General features: G+C 49.2%; 13 protein-coding genes and 1 tRNA gene. 3 read left to right on the top strand and 11 right to left on the bottom strand.

Going from position 1 to position 17,874, the window contains the following annotated elements; translation table 11 throughout:
- Positions 1-17: 17 nt before the first annotated feature.
- From METMI_RS27100 to METMI_RS0116815, 6 genes are all read right to left on the bottom strand, one after another.
- On the bottom strand, positions 18-164 hold the full coding sequence (locus METMI_RS27100) for a hypothetical protein (protein ID WP_019867471.1): 147 nt from the start codon (positions 162-164) through the stop codon (positions 18-20).
- 71 nt (positions 165-235) lie between these two features.
- Complete coding sequence (gene recC / locus METMI_RS0116835; RefSeq protein WP_019867470.1) at positions 236-3,385, bottom strand: exodeoxyribonuclease V subunit gamma; 3,150 nt, start codon at positions 3,383-3,385, stop codon at positions 236-238.
- Between the two features lie 177 nt (positions 3,386-3,562).
- Positions 3,563-3,727 carry a hypothetical protein gene (locus METMI_RS27095; RefSeq protein WP_019867469.1) on the bottom strand — a complete coding sequence of 55 codons (165 nt, stop codon included), beginning with the start codon at positions 3,725-3,727 and terminating at the stop codon, positions 3,563-3,565.
- The gene (locus METMI_RS0116825) at positions 3,724-4,455 is read right to left on the bottom strand and encodes a type III pantothenate kinase (RefSeq protein ID WP_019867468.1); all 732 of its coding nucleotides are present in this window, start codon (positions 4,453-4,455) and stop codon (positions 3,724-3,726) included. Before METMI_RS0116825 ends, METMI_RS27095 begins: the two co-directional genes overlap by 4 nt.
- Positions 4,452-5,447: a bifunctional biotin--[acetyl-CoA-carboxylase] ligase/biotin operon repressor BirA gene (birA, locus tag METMI_RS0116820; RefSeq protein ID WP_019867467.1), complete on the bottom strand. Its 996-nt coding sequence runs from the start codon at positions 5,445-5,447 to the stop codon at positions 4,452-4,454. Before birA ends, METMI_RS0116825 begins: the two co-directional genes overlap by 4 nt.
- Before the next feature lie 17 nt (positions 5,448-5,464).
- Positions 5,465-6,112, bottom strand: coding sequence for a Crp/Fnr family transcriptional regulator (locus METMI_RS0116815; protein ID WP_019867466.1), 648 nt, complete (start codon positions 6,110-6,112; stop codon positions 5,465-5,467).
- A 252-nt stretch (positions 6,113-6,364) separates the two neighbouring features.
- On the opposite strand from METMI_RS0116815, the gene METMI_RS0116810 reads away from it, so the two are divergent.
- The gene (locus METMI_RS0116810; RefSeq protein ID WP_156829881.1) at positions 6,365-6,841 is read left to right on the top strand and encodes a hypothetical protein; all 477 of its coding nucleotides are present in this window, start codon (positions 6,365-6,367) and stop codon (positions 6,839-6,841) included.
- A gap of 404 nt (positions 6,842-7,245) precedes the next feature.
- Positions 7,246-9,432, top strand: coding sequence for an HzsA-related protein (locus tag METMI_RS0116805; protein WP_019867464.1), 2,187 nt, complete (start codon positions 7,246-7,248; stop codon positions 9,430-9,432).
- 137 nt (positions 9,433-9,569) lie between these two features.
- Here METMI_RS0116805 and phoU read toward each other — a convergent pair whose 3' ends face one another.
- The gene (phoU, locus tag METMI_RS0116800; RefSeq protein ID WP_019867463.1) at positions 9,570-10,283 is read right to left on the bottom strand and encodes a phosphate signaling complex protein PhoU; all 714 of its coding nucleotides are present in this window, start codon (positions 10,281-10,283) and stop codon (positions 9,570-9,572) included.
- Positions 10,284-10,543: 260 nt separating this feature from the next.
- Positions 10,544-10,678 carry a hypothetical protein gene (locus METMI_RS28180; RefSeq protein ID WP_019867462.1) on the bottom strand — a complete coding sequence of 45 codons (135 nt, stop codon included), beginning with the start codon at positions 10,676-10,678 and terminating at the stop codon, positions 10,544-10,546.
- 321 nt (positions 10,679-10,999) lie between these two features.
- On the opposite strand from METMI_RS28180, the gene METMI_RS0116785 reads away from it, so the two are divergent.
- Positions 11,000-14,830 carry a metallophosphoesterase gene (locus METMI_RS0116785; protein WP_019867460.1) on the top strand — a complete coding sequence of 1,277 codons (3,831 nt, stop codon included), beginning with the start codon at positions 11,000-11,002 and terminating at the stop codon, positions 14,828-14,830.
- A 166-nt stretch (positions 14,831-14,996) separates the two neighbouring features.
- Here METMI_RS0116785 and METMI_RS0116780 read toward each other — a convergent pair.
- The 3 genes from METMI_RS0116780 to METMI_RS0116770 all read right to left on the bottom strand — a co-directional run bounded on the left by METMI_RS0116780 (position 14,997) and on the right by METMI_RS0116770 (position 17,695).
- A tRNA-Ser gene (locus tag METMI_RS0116780) sits at positions 14,997-15,084 on the bottom strand.
- A gap of 135 nt (positions 15,085-15,219) precedes the next feature.
- Positions 15,220-17,124: an ATP-binding cassette domain-containing protein gene (locus METMI_RS0116775; RefSeq protein WP_019867459.1), complete on the bottom strand. Its 1,905-nt coding sequence runs from the start codon at positions 17,122-17,124 to the stop codon at positions 15,220-15,222.
- Positions 17,125-17,224: 100 nt separating this feature from the next.
- Positions 17,225-17,695, bottom strand: coding sequence for an Lrp/AsnC family transcriptional regulator (locus tag METMI_RS0116770; RefSeq protein ID WP_019867458.1), 471 nt, complete (start codon positions 17,693-17,695; stop codon positions 17,225-17,227).
- Between the last annotated feature and the right edge of the window lie 179 nt (positions 17,696-17,874).

The following is a 17,874-nucleotide window of genomic DNA, read 5'->3' as shown; positions in this document are numbered from 1 at the left end:
ATTTGAGTGCTTCTTTCTTAATCAACGATATGCTCGCCTGCTTTATCCTGAATAGCGGTGATGGACGTTTCTATCGCATGGGCAAAAACTTCCGCTTTCGCACGGTCATGGTTAAACGCTTCTTCCAACAAAAGATAGGCATCGCGGGGTAATAAATAAGCCATAGTTGTCTCCAGTGTCTGCCAATGGGATTATATCCTGTTGCGCCGCCGATGAATATTGAAACACCGCGCCATCACCCCCTTTGTTGCAAGGCATTCCAAACAGCCTGCAACAGTTCTTGGCATTGCCTTTCAAAAACATCGCCCAGCAACACATCCAAATCCGCTTGCCCATACAGCCGCCGCAGTTCAGGTTCATAAGCCAAATGCACGCTACGTTCCAATTGCTCCCTGGCGACGTCCAACGGCGATTTTTTTGACCGTCCGTTATGATCCAACTTATACGCTTGGTCGATATACGCCAAAGCCGCTTCGACAAAAAACGCATCAGGCTGCTGTTGGCCCGCACAGTAAATATCCAACAAACCCAGCAACACGGCATCCTGGCAATCTTCCGGCAAAAAACATAACTCCCTGTCGCTGCTTAATAAATAAGTCGTTTGCACCTGCATCCGGTTCATCAACAAATGATGCAACCAGACACAGACAAAATCCTTGCCCTTCAAGCCTGCATAGCGATAGAACAAACTGCCGTTTTCATACAAATTGCCCAGTTTGCCGATCAAGCGGTAGGCGCCGATGTTGATGTCTATCGGCAAATCATCCACCGCCGCGCCGAGATTTTTAGCTTGGATGGCTGCGACAAAGCCATCCACCAAGGGTTGCTGGCGGCTGAACTCCAGCTCGCCCAGCGCACCGGAAAGCCAACGGCCTTGGGCCTGGAGTTTTTTTACCGACAAATTATCGCCCTGCAAACGTGCGGCAATCCATTCCTGATAAATCGTGTATGCTTCCGCCTTGCCCAAGGCAAACGGCTCGCGCTCTTCGGCATCCGTTCCGATCCCTGTCAAACGCACCGCCAATTGCTGTTGCAGGAAATAACGTTGCGGATGGCGGAAAAAACGGAACAGTTCGCTAATTTCAATCGCGGTTTCGTCCCCGGCAGCAACCGGAATACTCCCTTGCCACCAAACGGGTCCCATCTCCGGCAGCAAATCGCGTCCGGCCAGTTTCTGCGCCGTCGCACAGTCCGCCACGGAGTAGCTGAACAAATCCGCCGACGCACCGCCAAAATACCGCGCATTGAACGGTTGCAAGGGATGCCTGATGGTGATGTCCGTCAGTTGGTAACTTTCTTGCAGCACATCCAACAATTCATTGATGACCACCGAGGGCGGGATGCTGTCATTGCTGGTGATCGACTGCCCGATATAAGTGATGAGCAACCGCTGGCGGGCCGATAATAAAATCTCCAAAAACTGGTAACGGTCATCGGCGCGGCGCGAACGGTCGCCTTTGCGGTAATGCTGGCTCAGCAGGTCAAAGGTCGGCGGGCGGTCTATTTTGGGGAATTCACCGTCGTTCATGCCTAACAAGGCAATGACTTTGAACGGGATAGAGCGCATCGGCAGCATCGAACAAAACGTCAACTGCCCACGCAAAAAACCGTGCGTGGATTTGCGCTCCGCCACCGCCCCTTCCAACCAACTGATGATGACCTGCAATTCCACGCTGTCATCATGGACGCCATCCAATCCGGCGGACAATTCTTCAAGCAATTCATTGAGTTGCTGGCGTTCTATGGCACTGACGGCTTGCAGCAATTGGTCAGCGTAGACATACAGGCGCTTGCTCCAATTGCCCAAGGTTTTCGGCTGCTTCAGCTCCTTGCTGGCGCGGAACAACACATTCATGAACTCGGACAAACCGCCCAAGGCTTGCGCCGAGGAACCTTCAATATCACGGTACGGCAACACGCCATCAATAAACTCCGCGTCATTGCCCACCGCATAGCCCATCAGCAAACGCTCCAACGCCGCTTGCCAAGTGTGTTCACTGGCTTCCGGCAAGCCCAGCTCCTGTTTGTGTTGGGCGGACCGTCCCCAACGGATATTCGTGTCCAACACCCAATGCTTGATCAGCTCCAAATCCGTTTCCGACAAACCAAAACCAGGATACACCACGGGCTGTTCCAGCACATCCAACACCGCTTGCCAACCAAACCGGCTTTGGCTGAGGCCTAAAAAATTGATGAACGCATCCAGCGCGTCATTGCTTAAACGCAAGCTACGGTCGGCAACCGCGTGTTGGATGTCAGAAAACACCGCCGCGATAAACGGCTCGTATTGTTGGATGTCCGGCGCCATGACCACCATATCGCGCAATTCCAAGCCCGGATCCTCCGCCAGCGCTTGCAGCAACTCGTTTTTCAGCACTTCGACTTCCCGCAAACGCGAATGGCAAGCGTGGATGCGTAGCGAGGCGTCAAGGGGCATGGGCATTGCGTCCAAGCTGTTGGTCAAAATGTCGTTTTGCAGTTGGTGAAGTAAGGTTGTGGCCCCGGTGGGTTCAAAACTGTCCGGCTCCAGATCAAAAGGGATGGCTTGTTCCAACACCATCGCCTGGAACTCCCGGCCTTGCTGTCCCAAGGTCGCCAACAGCGGATGCCCGTGGAGGTCTTCATGCAAGATTTGCTGGCGGCGGCTTTCCAAGTCCGCCCAAAAATCCTGGCTGGGGTTCAACAGGAATAGGTGCACATCACAATGCCGCGACAGGCCATGCAGATATTGCAAAAACAGCGGCGGCATGGTGTTGAGGCCAAACACGCTGATGCGCTCCGGCATCACGCCGCTGAACTGGCCTTCGGGCGCGTCCAGCAATTTTTTGATCGCCGCCTGCCATAACAAACCGCGGTGGCGCGTCCCCGTCTGCCCCAATACCTGCAACCACAGTGCTTTTTGCCAGCGTTCGGTATCGCTGCGGTACAGCAACTGCCCGCCCTGCCACAGCTCCAGCATATCCGGGCGCATCATTTGGTATTGGTCAAACAACTGCGACAATTGCTGCGCCAATTGGTAACGCTTCAAACCGTGGTTAGCCCCCGACAGATACTGCCGGATGGCGGCAAACTCCGCCCCCTGCACCCGCCGCAACAAGCCTTCCAAGCGCCACATCATCAAATGCCGGTCAAACGCCGCATCGCTCAAACGGCTGTCAATCTTCTGCGCCATCTCGCTGAAAAATTTGCCCGGGAACAGGAACTGGTAGTTGCCCCAAACTTTAAATCCCTGCGCCAATTGCTGCGACAACCACCGCTCCATGCCTTGGCTTTGGATCAGGAACACTTCCTTAGCAAAGGGCGAGCTTAACGGCATGTTGGCGATCACATGCGATAAATGCGCCACGAGGTTTTCGGTTTTATTCGAGCTATGGAGGATGAACATGTTTTGTGGGGCTTATAGGGTGGGTTTGTTTATCGCCAAGTATCGCACCAATCACTTGTGAATTAGGGACTAAAGTAGGACGGATCACCGGGAAGGACGATCATTTTTCCGCTAGTTTTGATAGGTTGGCCGCCATTATTGCAATGCCGTTTTGCCCATAAGCCACATACCGTGAATTTATTGGCTGTTACCCTGCGGGCCTTTTTTATCCTCGCCCACCAACAAAATCGGCTCCAGCCCCTCCATCACTGGCGTTTCAGGCTTGATAAACGCGCCGGAACGGTATTCCCAAAGGAATAACACCAAATTGGCGAGGACGATAACAAAAAACAGGATTTTCATGCTTGCCCTTCTACCGCTATCGCCAAGCCGCGCAGCACCAAATCGCTGTCTATCACCGCCGGGATATTCAGGTGCTCGGCGATGATGCTGGCATCGCCGCCGGTGAGCAGCAATTGGCTGGGCGCGGCGCGGGTGGCCAGGACGTGTTCGATAAGCCCCCTGGCGGCCAGCAGCGTGCCGCTATGGATGGCGGCTTCGGTGGATTGCGCGGGTTGGTCAGGATAATGGCTGTCGATCAGGGGCAAGGCGTTGGTGCCCTGGGCGAGGGCTTGTTTCATGAGGGCGAGGCCCGGGCTGATGTAACCGCCGCGATGTTCGCCATTCGCTTCCAGCAAATCGACGGTGATCGCCGTACCGCAATCGACCACACACGCCGCCGCCGGATAATGCCGATGGGCGGCGATTAACGCCAACCAACGGTCCACGCCCAGTTTTTCCGGTTGCTGGTATGCATTGGTCACACCAAACGCCTGTTTTTGGGATTTGGCCTGGATTATCCGGGCATCGGGCCACAACTCGGCCGCCATGCTTGCCACTAAGGCAAGCAAAGGCCCGGCGCTGACGCTAGCGATGCCGATGCAGCTTGGCGGTGGCAGTGCGTGCCAACGTTGCCGTAGCGTTTCTGCGCTGAGCAGCCCGTTGTTTACGGCAATCCCGCCAGCCAGCTGGCCTTGGTTTTCCACCGCCCATTTCAGGCGGCTATTGCCCATGTCTATCAGCAATTTCATGGGCATGCACGGCTAAAACTGATTTCTCCGGAGGCGAAGGCCTGGGTTTTGCCATCGGGATGTTGCAATAGGAGCAGGCCATTTTCGTCTATGCCTTGCACAATGCCCGGATACGGTTGTTCCGCGATAAACAAGGTGGCGGCTTGGCCTTGCAGGCAGTCGTGACGCCGCCATTCGTCAAGATAATGCCGCATGCCGAGCGTTTCAAAATCCGCCAACACGGCGAGCAAATGGTTAAGCACGCTGGCTGCGAACTGGTTGCGGCTAATGGAGTGGCCAGGTTTGACCTTGCTGACATCCGTCCAGGCTTGGGTAATGCCTTGTGCGGCGGCGTCCGGCAAATAAAGGTTAAGCCCTAAACCAATGACCACCGCGCACGGCCCTTCGCTTTCACCCGACACTTCAACCAAGATGCCGCCCAATTTTTTGCCCGCGCTGATGATGTCATTCGGCCATTTTAGGCCAACAGGATGGATCTGCTGCTGTTGCAAGGCACGGATGACGGCGACGCCCAGCGCAAGGCTTAGGCCTGAAGTGCTGGCGTAACCGTATTGGAACCGCCAAAGTATGGAGAGATAAAGGTTGCTGCCGAACGGTGACGCCCATTGCCGGCCCCGGCGGCCTTTGCCTGCGGTCTGGTGCTCGGCAAAACACACTGTCCCTGAAGGGGCGCCCAACTGGGCTTGTTTGCCCAAATGGGCGCTGGTCGAATCAATTTGGTCATGGATTTCCAGCCGTTGCAATAATGGCCGTAGGCGGGGTTCGAGCGCGGCGGTAATCGCAGATTCGGCCAACAATTCCAAAGGGGTCTCGAGCCTATAACCTTTGCCGCTGACGGCGGCATGCGGCAAACCCAATTCAGCCAGCCCCGCCAATTGTTTCCAGATAGCCGAGCGGCTCACGCCCAGATGCTTCGCCAGTTCGGTGCCGGAATGGAAGCCGCCGTCAGCCAATAGCGATAGGATTTTTTTTTGTTTTTCAGAAATCGCCACAAACGCTTACCCGCAAATCACCAGCGTAACGGCAAGCGGTTTTTGATTTCGATACGATGGTTGTCAATGCCCACATAACCGCCGCGTTTCAGGTCATTGAGGATACGGGTGACCATTTCGCGTGACGAACCGACCATCGTTGAAAGCTCCTGATGCGTCAAGGTGTCAGTGACCAGCCTGCCGTCTTCTTGGGGTTTCGCCATGCCCGTCAGCACCTTGGCAATCCGGCCATAAATATCCAGCAACGCCAGGCTGCTGACCTGTTCGGTCGTATTGCGCATCCTTTTAATCACCGTCCTCAACAGCTCAATGGCGATGTTCGGGTTGTTTTGCAGGCAGGTGAACAGGAAAGCCCGCGGAAACAGGCCGATCTTGCAATCCTCGACCGTCATCACCGTTGCCGAACGCGGCTCATCGTCAAATAGCGACAATTCCCCGAAAGTGTCGCCTTCCACAAGATAATCCAGCAAAAGTTCACGGCCTTCTTCATTGCTCGTAAACACTTTCAGCCTTCCCGACAACACGATATAGAGCAAATTATTGGACGCTTCGCCTTGACCAACCAGAACGGAGCCTCGAGTGAAAAATTGCGTATGTATTCCCACTTCCAGCTCTGAACGGTCTTCAGGCGACAGTGATTCAAACAGCGGTACATTTTCAAGCATGGTAGGAAATTCCTCTGATCGGTGACTAAAGTTTGTAATGTGCATAAATCACATGCCCCCATGTAGGTATAGCACAATTTTTTATCTGGCTTTGTAGTTTAATGGTGAGCAACTTAATAAAAGCCTGGCTCAGAAATAACCACAAGCGTACGCATTATGGAAATGTCAATTAATACGGCCACCTCCCCGTTTCATAAATGGGTGCTTTATTTTTATGGCCACCAGTCTTTATGCAACAAAAGCCTAAGTTGCTTGGCTGACATAGTAAACCAAATCCAAGAATGGGATAGCAACGGCTTCAAATCATGGCTGGCGGACACGACCCCTAATGCGGCATTTTACTATAACGCCATACAATCGGGGCATGGCTTTCGCGTGATAAGGCATATTGACAGCATTGAGATAGGCCATGTCATTGCCATCACTTACCGCAACGATGATGGCCATCTCATGCTGGTGCGGAATTTCCCCAAGAAAGTACCGCCGATGGCCCCTGTTTTTGCTGGCTACTGCCAATACGAAGTCGAAGTCTACCATTCACGCCCAGCCAATGATTGCCTGGACGAAACACTGAAAACAGAGCTTGAATGGGATAGCCAAACTGAATTTTTTTGGCTTTATTCAGATATAACAAACGGTGACATTGTGGGTTATGCCCGATATAGCAACAACCAATTTAAATATTACCCCCAATCAGAACATGCCTTGATTATCGGCGCCTTGCTTTAACTATCTGATGTTACGCAGTCATTTTTGTCTTGTTGAAAAATGAGGTATAGAGTCGCTATCGCGACAGTTTATTTAAAGTCGGTTTCCGCACCGACAAGCGGGATACTTTCTTTTGCGCCGCCTCGGCAACTGCTCCTGCGTTGCCCTACCTCCTGCATCCTTGCAGTTGAAAAGAAAGTATCCAAAGAAAAGGCGGCCCGGTTGCCGCTTTTGCCTTGCGCTCCTCGATTTTGTCGGGGATCGGCAGAAGGGGCTTCCTGCCCCTCTACCGATGCGCGGCTTCCCTGCCGCGCCCCTGCGGGCTGATCCCGACAAAATCTGCGGTGCTCGGCGCGGCAAACGGGAATAAAAAGACGTTACTGCGTAACGTCAGTTAACTATTACAAAAACAGAGGATTCACTTAATGAACAAAAAACTGACCGGCCTGAGCCTCGCGCTGTTGGCCCAATTATCCCTCCCTGCACAAGCAGCCATCACCTCGCCCATCGCATTTGTCACGCAAGTGCCTATCCCCCAAGATTTTTGCACCATTAACGCCACTTTCTGCAACCATCAGGCCAGCATTGACATTTCTGGACGCGGTGGCGACTTATGGATACGTTATCCTGATGGCACCCTGAAAAACCTGACCGCCGCAGCGGGTTACGGACAAAATGGCTTACAAGGCAACCAAGCCATCCAGGTACGGGATCCCGCCGTGCATTGGAATGGTAAAAAAATCATTTTCAGTATGGTCATTGGCGCGCCCCAGCATTATCAAGTGAAAACTTATCGCTGGCAACTTTATGAAATCACTGGCCTAGGCAAAAATGACACGCCTGTCATCGCCAAGGTGGCCAACCAACCAAGCAATTACAATAACATCAACCCCACTTATGGCACGGACGGGCGCATTATTTTTGTCTCTGACCAGCCACGTAACGGCCAAGCGCATTTGTATCCGCAACTGGACGAATATGAAGAAGCCCCATCAAACACGGGGTTATGGAGCTTGAACCCCAATACAGGCAATCAAGTCATGCTGACCCATGCCCCTTCAGGGGATTTTAATCCATTTATCGACAGCTACGGCCGGGTGATTTTTACCCGCTGGGACCATTTGCAACAGGACCAACAAGCGGCAGGCGACCGCAACGGCGAACATTACGGTACGTTTAACTATTCAAGTGAAGCGGCCAATGCAAAAATCCTCAATAGCCGTAAAGAAGTGTTTCCCGAACCGCTGACGTTTGACACTATTTCATTGGCAGGCACTAATTTGCATGGCCACAGTTTCAACCACTTCTTTCCTTGGCAAGCGCATGAAGACGGCAGTGAATTGGAGTTGGTCAACCATATCGGCAGGCATGAATTGGGCGGCTCGTTTGTCGACGCCGTATTTACCGACGACCCGGTGCTGACCTATTTGACTAACCCTTCCAACCCCAACAAAATCAGCAATTTTTTCCAGATCAAACAAGATCCGACCAATCCCAACTACTTTATCGGCATTAACGCGCCGGAATTCGGCACCCATGCCTCAGGACAAATTGTGCGCCTGACCAATGTCGCCCCAACGCATAATGCCGATGAGATGAAGGTTGATTACCTCACCGACAAGAGCACCTCTTCTATTGTCGGGGACAACGAGACACCTTTGCCTGAAAACTCAGGCCATTACCGTGACCCTACGATATTATCGGATGGCACTTTGCTGGCGGCGCATACTTTCGAAACCCGCCAGGATAGGAATGAAGGCACGAACTCGCCTGATTATGCGGATACCTACCCACAAGCCCGGTATGCCTTCCGTATACGCACCCTGAAACAACTGCCAAACGGCACCTGGGCTGCCGACCAACCCTTGACCAACGGCATCAGCAAAAATATCACCTACTACAGCCCCGACACCTTAATCCATTACACCAGTGAATTGTGGGAATTACAGCCCGTTGAAGTCAAAGCACGGCCTAAACCCGCCAAACTGTTGCCCACCCTGGGCCCCCCCGAAATGCAAGTTTTACAAGAAGAAGGCGTGAGCGAAGCGAGTTTGCGGCAATACCTGAAAAGCAAAAGGTTGGCTTTGGCGGTGATGCGCAATGTCACCCAACGCGACCACAGCGACAAGCAGCAACCGTTTAATTTGGCGGTCGCGGGTTCCGGCACACAAACCGCGACTAACAATGGAAAAATCTATGAAGTGGCGCATTTCCAAGCGTTCCAGGCCGACCAAATACGTGGCCTGACAGGCTGTTGTTCATCGACACCTAAAGCTGGCCGCCGCGTATTGGCGCAACCATTGCATAGCGTCAACGCCAATCCACCATTAAGCGCCGGCGCCCCCAAAGGCAGCGTCAAAATCGCCAATGACGGCTCTGTCGCCATGCTACTGCCGACCCGCCGCGCCTTAAGCTGGCAATTGACCGACCCGCAAGGTAAATTTGTGGTCAGGGAGCGTAACTGGCTATCCATGCAACCTGGCGAAATCCGCACTTGCCCTGCATGTCACGGGATCAACACCAAAGACCAAATCGGCCAACCCACACCCACCAATAAACCGGAAGCATTACGGGAATTGTTGACTTATTTGAAAGCCAACGGCAGCTTGTAAGCGGACTAAACCACGGAGGACAAGGCCTTATCCGCGTCCTCCGTGGTTTCTCTAACATCATCAATATCTAACTCCGCGCGCCTGTAAGCCACTAACAGCCAAAGACAAGCCGTCCTGGCATTGGAACCGCCGCGGTTTTAACCTTTCATTTTTTCTTCCAGCTCCTGTTGGTTCAAATGCCTGACAGCTTCGCCTTTGACCATAAAAACCAGATGCTCACAAAGGTAACAGGCATGGTCGCCAATTCGCTCCAAAGCCCGGACTGTCCATAACACATTTAAAGTCCGCGTGATGTTTCTTGGGTCTTCCATCATATGGGTGATCAATTGCCTGACAATACTGGAATATTCACGGTCAACTTTTTCATCCTTGCCCGTGATGACGGTGATGCCGTCAACGGACATCCTCGCAAAAGCGTCCAACGCACCATGCAGCATATCCTTCACCACATCGGCCATATGCAGTATTTCTTGGTATTGGTCATGCCGGCCATCCGTATCCGATAACTGGATGGACATTTTGGCAATCCGTTCGGCGTGGTCGCCAGCGATTTCCAACTCACTGATAATCTTGATGACTGTAAGCAACAACCGCAAATCAAACGCGGTGGGCTGTCTTAAGGCAATAATCTGCGTGCATTCCAGGTCGATTTCCACTTCCATGTCATTCACCTGATTGTCCTGTTTGATGACAAGTTCGGCGGTTTCCACATCATTGGTGGTGAATGCCTGGATGGCCAACTCCAGCTGCCGCTCAACCAATCCCCCCATCTCTAGCACCTTATTGCGTATGTCTTCGAGTTCGGTATTAAACTGCCGGGAGATGTGGTGGCCTATTTTACTGTTATCCATAATTGCCCTTCTATCGTTGCTATCAAGCCGTTGCCGTTTTAAGGCATAACGGGGCGTGCATTATAAGGCTTTGGCCGATAAGACCGGATTATTTTCAGTGCGTGTTTTAAGAATCTGTCTGGAAAAAGTTTAAACACATTCTGCAAGCGTCATTTTGACCATGGCGATACGGACAATATTTTCGGCGGAGGCGGCCAGTATCCCAACCCCCTTTGCCAGCCGAGGGAACCGCCCAAGCAAGCGAAGGCCCGTTCGACCACTCACTGTTTTGGCAAAACAGCAAAACCCTCCTTGATTTTTTCCGAGATATGCAGGGTGGCCTCCAGCTTCTCGTCGGCATAATTGGCCGCCGTGCCCTGACAGACCGCGTCACTTGGAGCTAAAATCATGAGCATCAAAAACGGCCTACTCTAAAGATAGGGCGGGACATGAATATCAAACAACGGCTAAACAAACTGGAACAACGCGAGGCCGCCAAAGCCAACGGCGAACCCCCCCCCCCCTGGCGAAGGGCGTTGATGAAGACTCTTTTTTTGCAACGTTAGGCTTTTGATAGTGATAATGTACGGAATGAGTCAAAATCGGCGATGTTCACCAACCAACCATCCGCCCCAGTTTTCGAAAAATAGATCACAAAAGCACCGATACAAAGAATTCTGGTTGACTCAGCCTCGAATATGCTTAAACGCTAAATCCCCACATAAATAAGGTTAAGAATGAGTAATACCCTGACTTGGTTACATTTATCAGACTTGCATTTGACAGCTTTACCAAAAGCTAAAGATTGGACAGTCCAAAGCATCAATCAAGATATAGTTATCCGTTCTTTATTAGATGCTATTAATAAGCTTTTAATTAAAAAAGGTATACAGCCTGACCTGATTTTTATTACGGGTGATTTGGCGTATTCCGGAAAACCTGATGAATATCAAGTTGCAGAAGAGTTTTGTAACCAATTGTTAACCATCACCGGATTAAGCAAACAGCAATTATTTATTGTGCCGGGCAATCATGATGTAGATCGTGAAAAAATAAATAAATTACTACACGGTAGTTTGTGTATATTTGAAACCAGTGACAAAATCGGAGAAATTTTAAGCAATCAAGAGACTCAGCATATTTTGCTTCGCAAACTAGAGGCGTTTTATCAGTTTTCTAAGGATTATCTAGAGTTAGATTGCCAACTCGAACAGCACTACCTATTTGCAAAGCCCATTGAAATTCCAAATAAATCTTTCACAATCAATCTACTGGGCTTAAATTCCGCCCTATTTGCTGGCTATAAAGATGACGACAAGCAAAAGTTAGCGTTTGGCACCTATCAAATTAAACAAGCGCTTCAGTTGTTAACCAACGAAACTGCATTAACGCTAGCCCTTTTCCATCATCCGTTTAGCTGTTTTCACCCATGTGAAGTCAGTCAGCTAAATCAGCTCAAACAACGGGCGGACTTAATTTTAACGGGGCATTTCCACGACCCCAGCAATACGGACCAACGCGATTCGGCGGGTAAAACGGTAATTATTGGCGCGGGGGCATGTTATGAAACTAGAACCAGCGAAAATTCTTTTAATGTCGGCGTATTAGATTTAGATATGAGCAACGGCAAAATCCAGTTTTATAAATACTTAGATAAAGACCAACAGTGGACTAAAAATACCGATATTAATCTGAATGAAGATGACGATGGACGCTTTCCATTTACCATCCCTTCTCTACCAAACCGAATTTTAACTCCGACACCTCAGACCAATAAATCACCAACCGTTTGCGAAAATTTTATCGCTTCAACTGAACCAGCACCCGCGTTAGCATTTCCACCTACCAGCCCCATTGCACCAACAGCGCTAGAGCAAAAAATCGCCATCCTGACCGTCAACCCAATAGATAAACAATACGATTACAGCGAACAAGAAAAGGCTTTTAAAAGACTCAAATGCACCGTCGATTATTTTTACCTCAGTTATGACACCTTGCACGAACTTGATGGTTATGACTACCTAATCATTCTGTCAAAAATCATTAAGAACAAAATCGTTATCGAAGGCGATGGTTTAAAAAGCCGTACCGTGCCGTTAAAAGATTTGGTGGACAATATCGGCAATACAAACACCAAAGGTTTGTTTATTTTTCTCGACCAATCCGTAGACCTCGCCCAGCTTAATGGCTTATCGCTACCCACCATTGTTTTTCCAGCCCTTTCAAAAAGCGAGATTGAAACCTTTATCTTCCAGGCCTTTACAAAATTAGCTATTACGGATGACAACAAGTTGTTTGCCAATCGCGAAGCCTTACAATTCGAAAAATTAACCAGCTCTTATCAAGAACACCGCCACAAACCACTTTTACCCAATTCGATAGACCCGAAAACAACGCGGAATTATGTCGGCAGAACCACGGATTTAGAAAACATCTGTAAAAAAATAACCGACTTAAGGGATCAGAAAAATGGGTTTATCACCGTAAAAGGTGCTGGTGGCATTGGCAAAACCCACACGATAAAAAAACTGGCCGTCGCTTTGGCGGAACGGGGCTTTTTTACAGGCGGCATTGATTTTGTCGATTGCGAATTTATCAGCGATTATAAATTGTTTGAATTTAACGTAGCAAGAACGTTTAATCTGGAGCAAGCCATTGATGTTAAAGCCCATATACAACAGTATTATGAAGCCAAAGACGGACTATTGATTTTAGATAACGCCGAAACCTTGCTGCATTTGCCGGATGCCGACGAAATTAAGGCCTTTTTAAATTTTATTTGCGATTATGTCACCGTGGTAGTGACGTCAAGGGAACTCCTGGGGCTAGACTGCGAACAACCTTATGAGCTGCGGCGTTTTAGCACCGATGAAGCTTTAGATTTGTTCATCAAAGAGATAAGTAAAAAACTGTCTGAACCAGACCAAAAATTCCTGCGGGAAGAAATCCTAGAAACCCTGTTAGACAACAATCCCTTAGCAATTAAAATCATCACCGATAACTTACCCAAAGGCAAAGATTTTGCCGCCTTAAAGCAAGAGCTGGAAGCGGATATTTTTCAAAAACTGACCGATGCAGACATGGCCGCATTTGACAGCCACGCCGACACCAATATCGAGCGCAAAAAATCCCTGTATGCTTCCATCAATTTTTCTTACCGCTATTTAAGTGAAGACGAGAAAATGATTTTTGAATTGCTGTCGCTGTTTCCTGACGGTATCCACATGGAAAACCTAAGGCACATTACCAAAGCAAACAGTCAAGAAATGCGTAAGGGCGGCAATAAAGAGAAAATTCATCACTTATGTATCACTGAAGCGATTATCAATGCGCTGGATAAAAAATCCGTCATTGAAAACAATAACGGGATTATTCGGTTGCAATCCATTGTTGGTAAGTTTGCCGAACAAAAACTCCAGCAACGTGACAATATGCAAAAGCATTATAAAAATGCGTTTGAATACAATCAATTATTGGCCAGCATTATTAGAAAATTAAGTACGTCGCATGAACAAGTGGCTTTAACGGGATTTAATGATCAGAAAAATAATTTTTTGAAAAGTATTGGCTATATTGATACGTTTAGTTATGAAAAAAGTAAATTACTCGATTACTTAGAAGATATAGGTACTTTTTTTATTAACATTTGCACAAACCAAAATTTTATTAACGCGCTACGTTCCAAGAAAAGCCATTTTGCAGACGATGCCGATGAAAAGTTATATTTTGAATTAATATCACTATGTTCACGCTATTTCGACGGTGATTTTGACAGAGTGTTTCAGCAATTAAATAAAATATTGCCTAAAGATGAAATTGAAAAACGTGCCTACTCTGACGTAGGGTTTGTGGAAAGGCGTATATTAATCACAGCACTAAGCATTTATAGCATGGAAGGAGATGCTTATTTTTGTGCAGGAATATTTGAAAAAATTAATTATGTGGGAGATAGCTACAATGGCGGTTTATTTTATATTGGCGAATACAACCAAACGCTTAAATCACTTGCAGATGCTGATTTCATATCTTTTGAAATAGACTTTAATTGCAACACCTTAAATAGTGAAGCATTGGATAATTATCTAAAATCCCTTTATGAGAAACAGCATATTGAAAGAACAACCTGCCACTACATCAAAGCCAAAATGGGTGTTATTGACAAATCCCTAGTCAAGCAATTGGTGATGATCAATCCCTATACCCAAGGCTTGCAACAACTCATTTTGGCTTTTGCCGAAACCGATACAGAGATAGCCACCGAGCTGTATGAAAAGGCTATAGATAACTTAAAACACATCAAATACTATTGCGTTGAAGCCTTGTTTTTCTTCGCTCAATTTCTCAAAAAAGCTGGCCCAGTAAGCCGTTATGAAGAAATTTACCAGCAAGGCCATGCCTTAGCCCAACGCCATTATTTTAGGTTTCTTATCTATAAATTTGAGGATTTGGAAGAACCTAAAACCATCCCTTATGATCCTAAAAATTACCCCTTGCCCGATAATAAAAATTTTGATGACTATATCAACTTTTTAATTAAAAAATTACAGCATCAAAAAAAAACGCATTAACGGCATAATCCAATCAAAACCATTCATTTGGAAGTATTACGGCATTTGGCATCATTGGTATTGGGTATGTCAATGCCGTACAACAATTGATTGGACAATAAAAAACCCGCTAAGCCTTGTGACTTGCGGGTTTTTGTACTTCTTTGCACCTCGCTGGATGCTTGTTTGGCGGAGAAAGAGGGATTCGAACCCTCGATACGTTGCCGTATACACACTTTCCAGGCGTGCGCCTTCGACCGCTCGGCCATCTCTCCTGATCTGTTCTGTAGGGCTACAGATAGCCCGATAGGATAATGCAGTTTGCCTTATGTTGCAATCAGTTTTATGAATTATTTAGCTTCATTAAAACTTCAACGCCCCAAATGACACGGCAAGGCCTAACAATTTGCCTACGCTTCGTTAGCCGCTTCCAGTTCGTCCCAACGTTGGTAAGTTTGCGCGAGTTGGGCTTCTAATTTTTTCAAATCATCTAACGCCTTATTGACTTTATCGGGCGGATTTTTATAAAAATCCGGGTCACCGATTTGTTGGGTCAGCCCGGCTTGTTGGGTTTCCAATTGATCAATCAACCCGGGGATTTCTTTCAGTTCCTGCTGTTCTTTGTAACTGAGTTTTTTCTTCTTGGCGCCGCTGTTCGTTTCAATCGCTTGGATCGGCTGGTTTTTTTTGACGGTTGGCGCGGCGGTTTGCTGTTGGGCCTTGCTTTCGGTGTAGGCCAGCCAATCGCTGTAGCCGCCGATGAACTCCTGCACTTTGCTGGAACCGTCCAGCACAAACACGCTGGTGACGACGTTATCAAGGAAAGCCCGGTCATGGCTGACCAGCAATAAGGTGCCTTCGAAATTGATGAGTTTTTCTTCCAGCAATTCCAAAGTTTCCAAATCCAAGTCGTTGGTCGGTTCGTCCATGACGATCAGGTTGGCGGGCTTGGTGAACAAGCGCGCCAATAACAGACGGTTTTTCTCGCCGCCGGACAAGCTTTTTACCGGCGAACGGGCGCGGGCGGGTGCGAACAGGAAATCGCCCAAGTACGACATGACATGGCGTTTGTTGCCGCCAATCTCGATAAAATCACTGCCATTACCGACGGTTTCGGCAACGGTCATTTCGGGGTCGAGCTGGTCGCGCAATTGGTCGAAGTAGGCGATTTCCAGACGCGTCCCCTGCTCGACGCTACCGGATGTCGGTTCAAGCTGTTTAAGCAACAGTTTCAACAAGGTGGATTTGCCGGCGCCGTTCGCACCGATCAGGCCGACTTTGTCACCGCGCTGGATCAGCGTGGAGAAGTTCCTGATCAAGGTTTTTTCACCATAACCAAAACTGATGTCTTTAACCTCAATGACTTTTTTACCGGAGGCATCGGCCCTTTCCAAGGCCAGACGCGCCGTGCCTTGGGTATTGCGGCGTTGGGCACGTTCGGCGCGGAGCTTTTCCAAGGCGCGGACGCGGCCTTCGTTGCGGGTGCGCCGCGCTTTTACGCCTTGGCGTATCCAGGCTTCTTCTTCGGCAAGTTTCTTGTCGAATTCGGCGTTTTGGTTGGCCTCATCTTCCAACGCGGCGGCCTTGCGGCGCAGGTAATCGTCGTAGGTGCCTTGCCAGGACACCAAGTTGCCGCGGTCCAAATCCACAATGCGGGTCGCCAGTTTTTGTAGGAACGCCCGGTCATGGGTGACGAACAACACCGCGCCTTGGAAATTAAGGATTTGTTCTTCCAGCCACAAAATGCTCTCGAAATCCAGATGATTGGTCGGTTCATCTAACAGCAGCACTTCCGGTTCGATGACTAAAGCACGCGCCAAAGCGACGCGGCGTTTCCAACCGCCGGACAGGCTATCGACGATCAGTTCGCCAGGCAAACCCAGCTTGCTTAAGGTGGTATCCACCCGTTGTTGGAAATGCCAGCCGTTATGCGCTTCGAGCTTATGCTGCAAATCGCCCAATTCATCCAAGGCCTTGGGGTCTTCATAATCCATCGTCATGGATAAGGCATGGTAGCGGGTGATCCAATGCCCCAGTTCGCCCAGGCCATCGGCAACGGCATCGTAAATGGTCGCACCGTCCGGCAATTCGGGCGCTTGCTCCAACCAGGCCAAGCGCAATTCGGGTTGTTGCCAGATGTCACCGTGGTCGGCGTAAATGTTCCCGGCGATGATCTTCATTAACGTGGATTTGCCTTCGCCATTGCGGCCCAGCAAACCGACCCGCTCGCCAGCATCGAGCTGGAAATCGGCGTTTTTTAATAAGGCGTGGGTGCCAAAAGCGATGGAAACATTGGTTAAACGTAATAAAGGCATGAATTAAGGTCTACAGAAGCTAAAGGGGAAGAGAAAGCCGCCTATTATATAGAGTCAGCGGCGAGGGGATTTTGTTTTTTGTTAGTTTTTTAAAGACCCATCATAAATGCCCTAACGGCAAGGCGGTGGTGTCCACCGCCTTGCGTAGCACAAAACTGGACTGCACGCCGCTGACGCCGTTGATCCGCGTCAGCTTGCCGAGCAGGAATTCCTGGTAACACTCCATATCCGGCACGATGACCTTCAACAAATAATCCGCCGCCTGCCCAGTGATCAGGTAGCATTCCAGCACTTCGGGGTAATTCCTCACTTCCGCCTCAAAAGTTTCAAAACGCTCCGGGGTGTGCAAATCCATGCTGACCTGGATCAATGCAATTAGCTTGAGTTGCAGTTTCGACTGGTTCAATAACGTGACGTGGCGGTCGATCAGGCCTTCGTCTTCCAGTTGCTTGACCCGCCGCGAACACGGTGACGGTGACAAGCCAATTTTATCCGCCAACTCCAGGTTGGAAATGCGGGCATTTTTCTGCATCTCGTCCAAGATGCGCTTGTCCATTTTGTCCAGCTTCATCTGCCCATCCTATTTTAAATTGCCGGTTATTGGTTAATAAAAAAATTAATTTCCATTTAATTCTAAATTAATGGTGATAAATTGCAAAAATAAGTAGTTATTTGACAATAAAAACAATCATTCACCCATGCCGTTTTTCTATACTGTTGCCCGTACCCTGGCCATCAGGCCGAAGCCAA

Source organism: Methylovulum miyakonense HT12 (assembly GCF_000384075.1).
Classification (GTDB): Bacteria; Pseudomonadota; Gammaproteobacteria; order Methylococcales; family Methylomonadaceae; genus Methylovulum; species Methylovulum miyakonense.
Note: the sequence above shows the minus strand (reverse complement) of the source record. Positions and strands in the feature narration are given on the sequence as shown.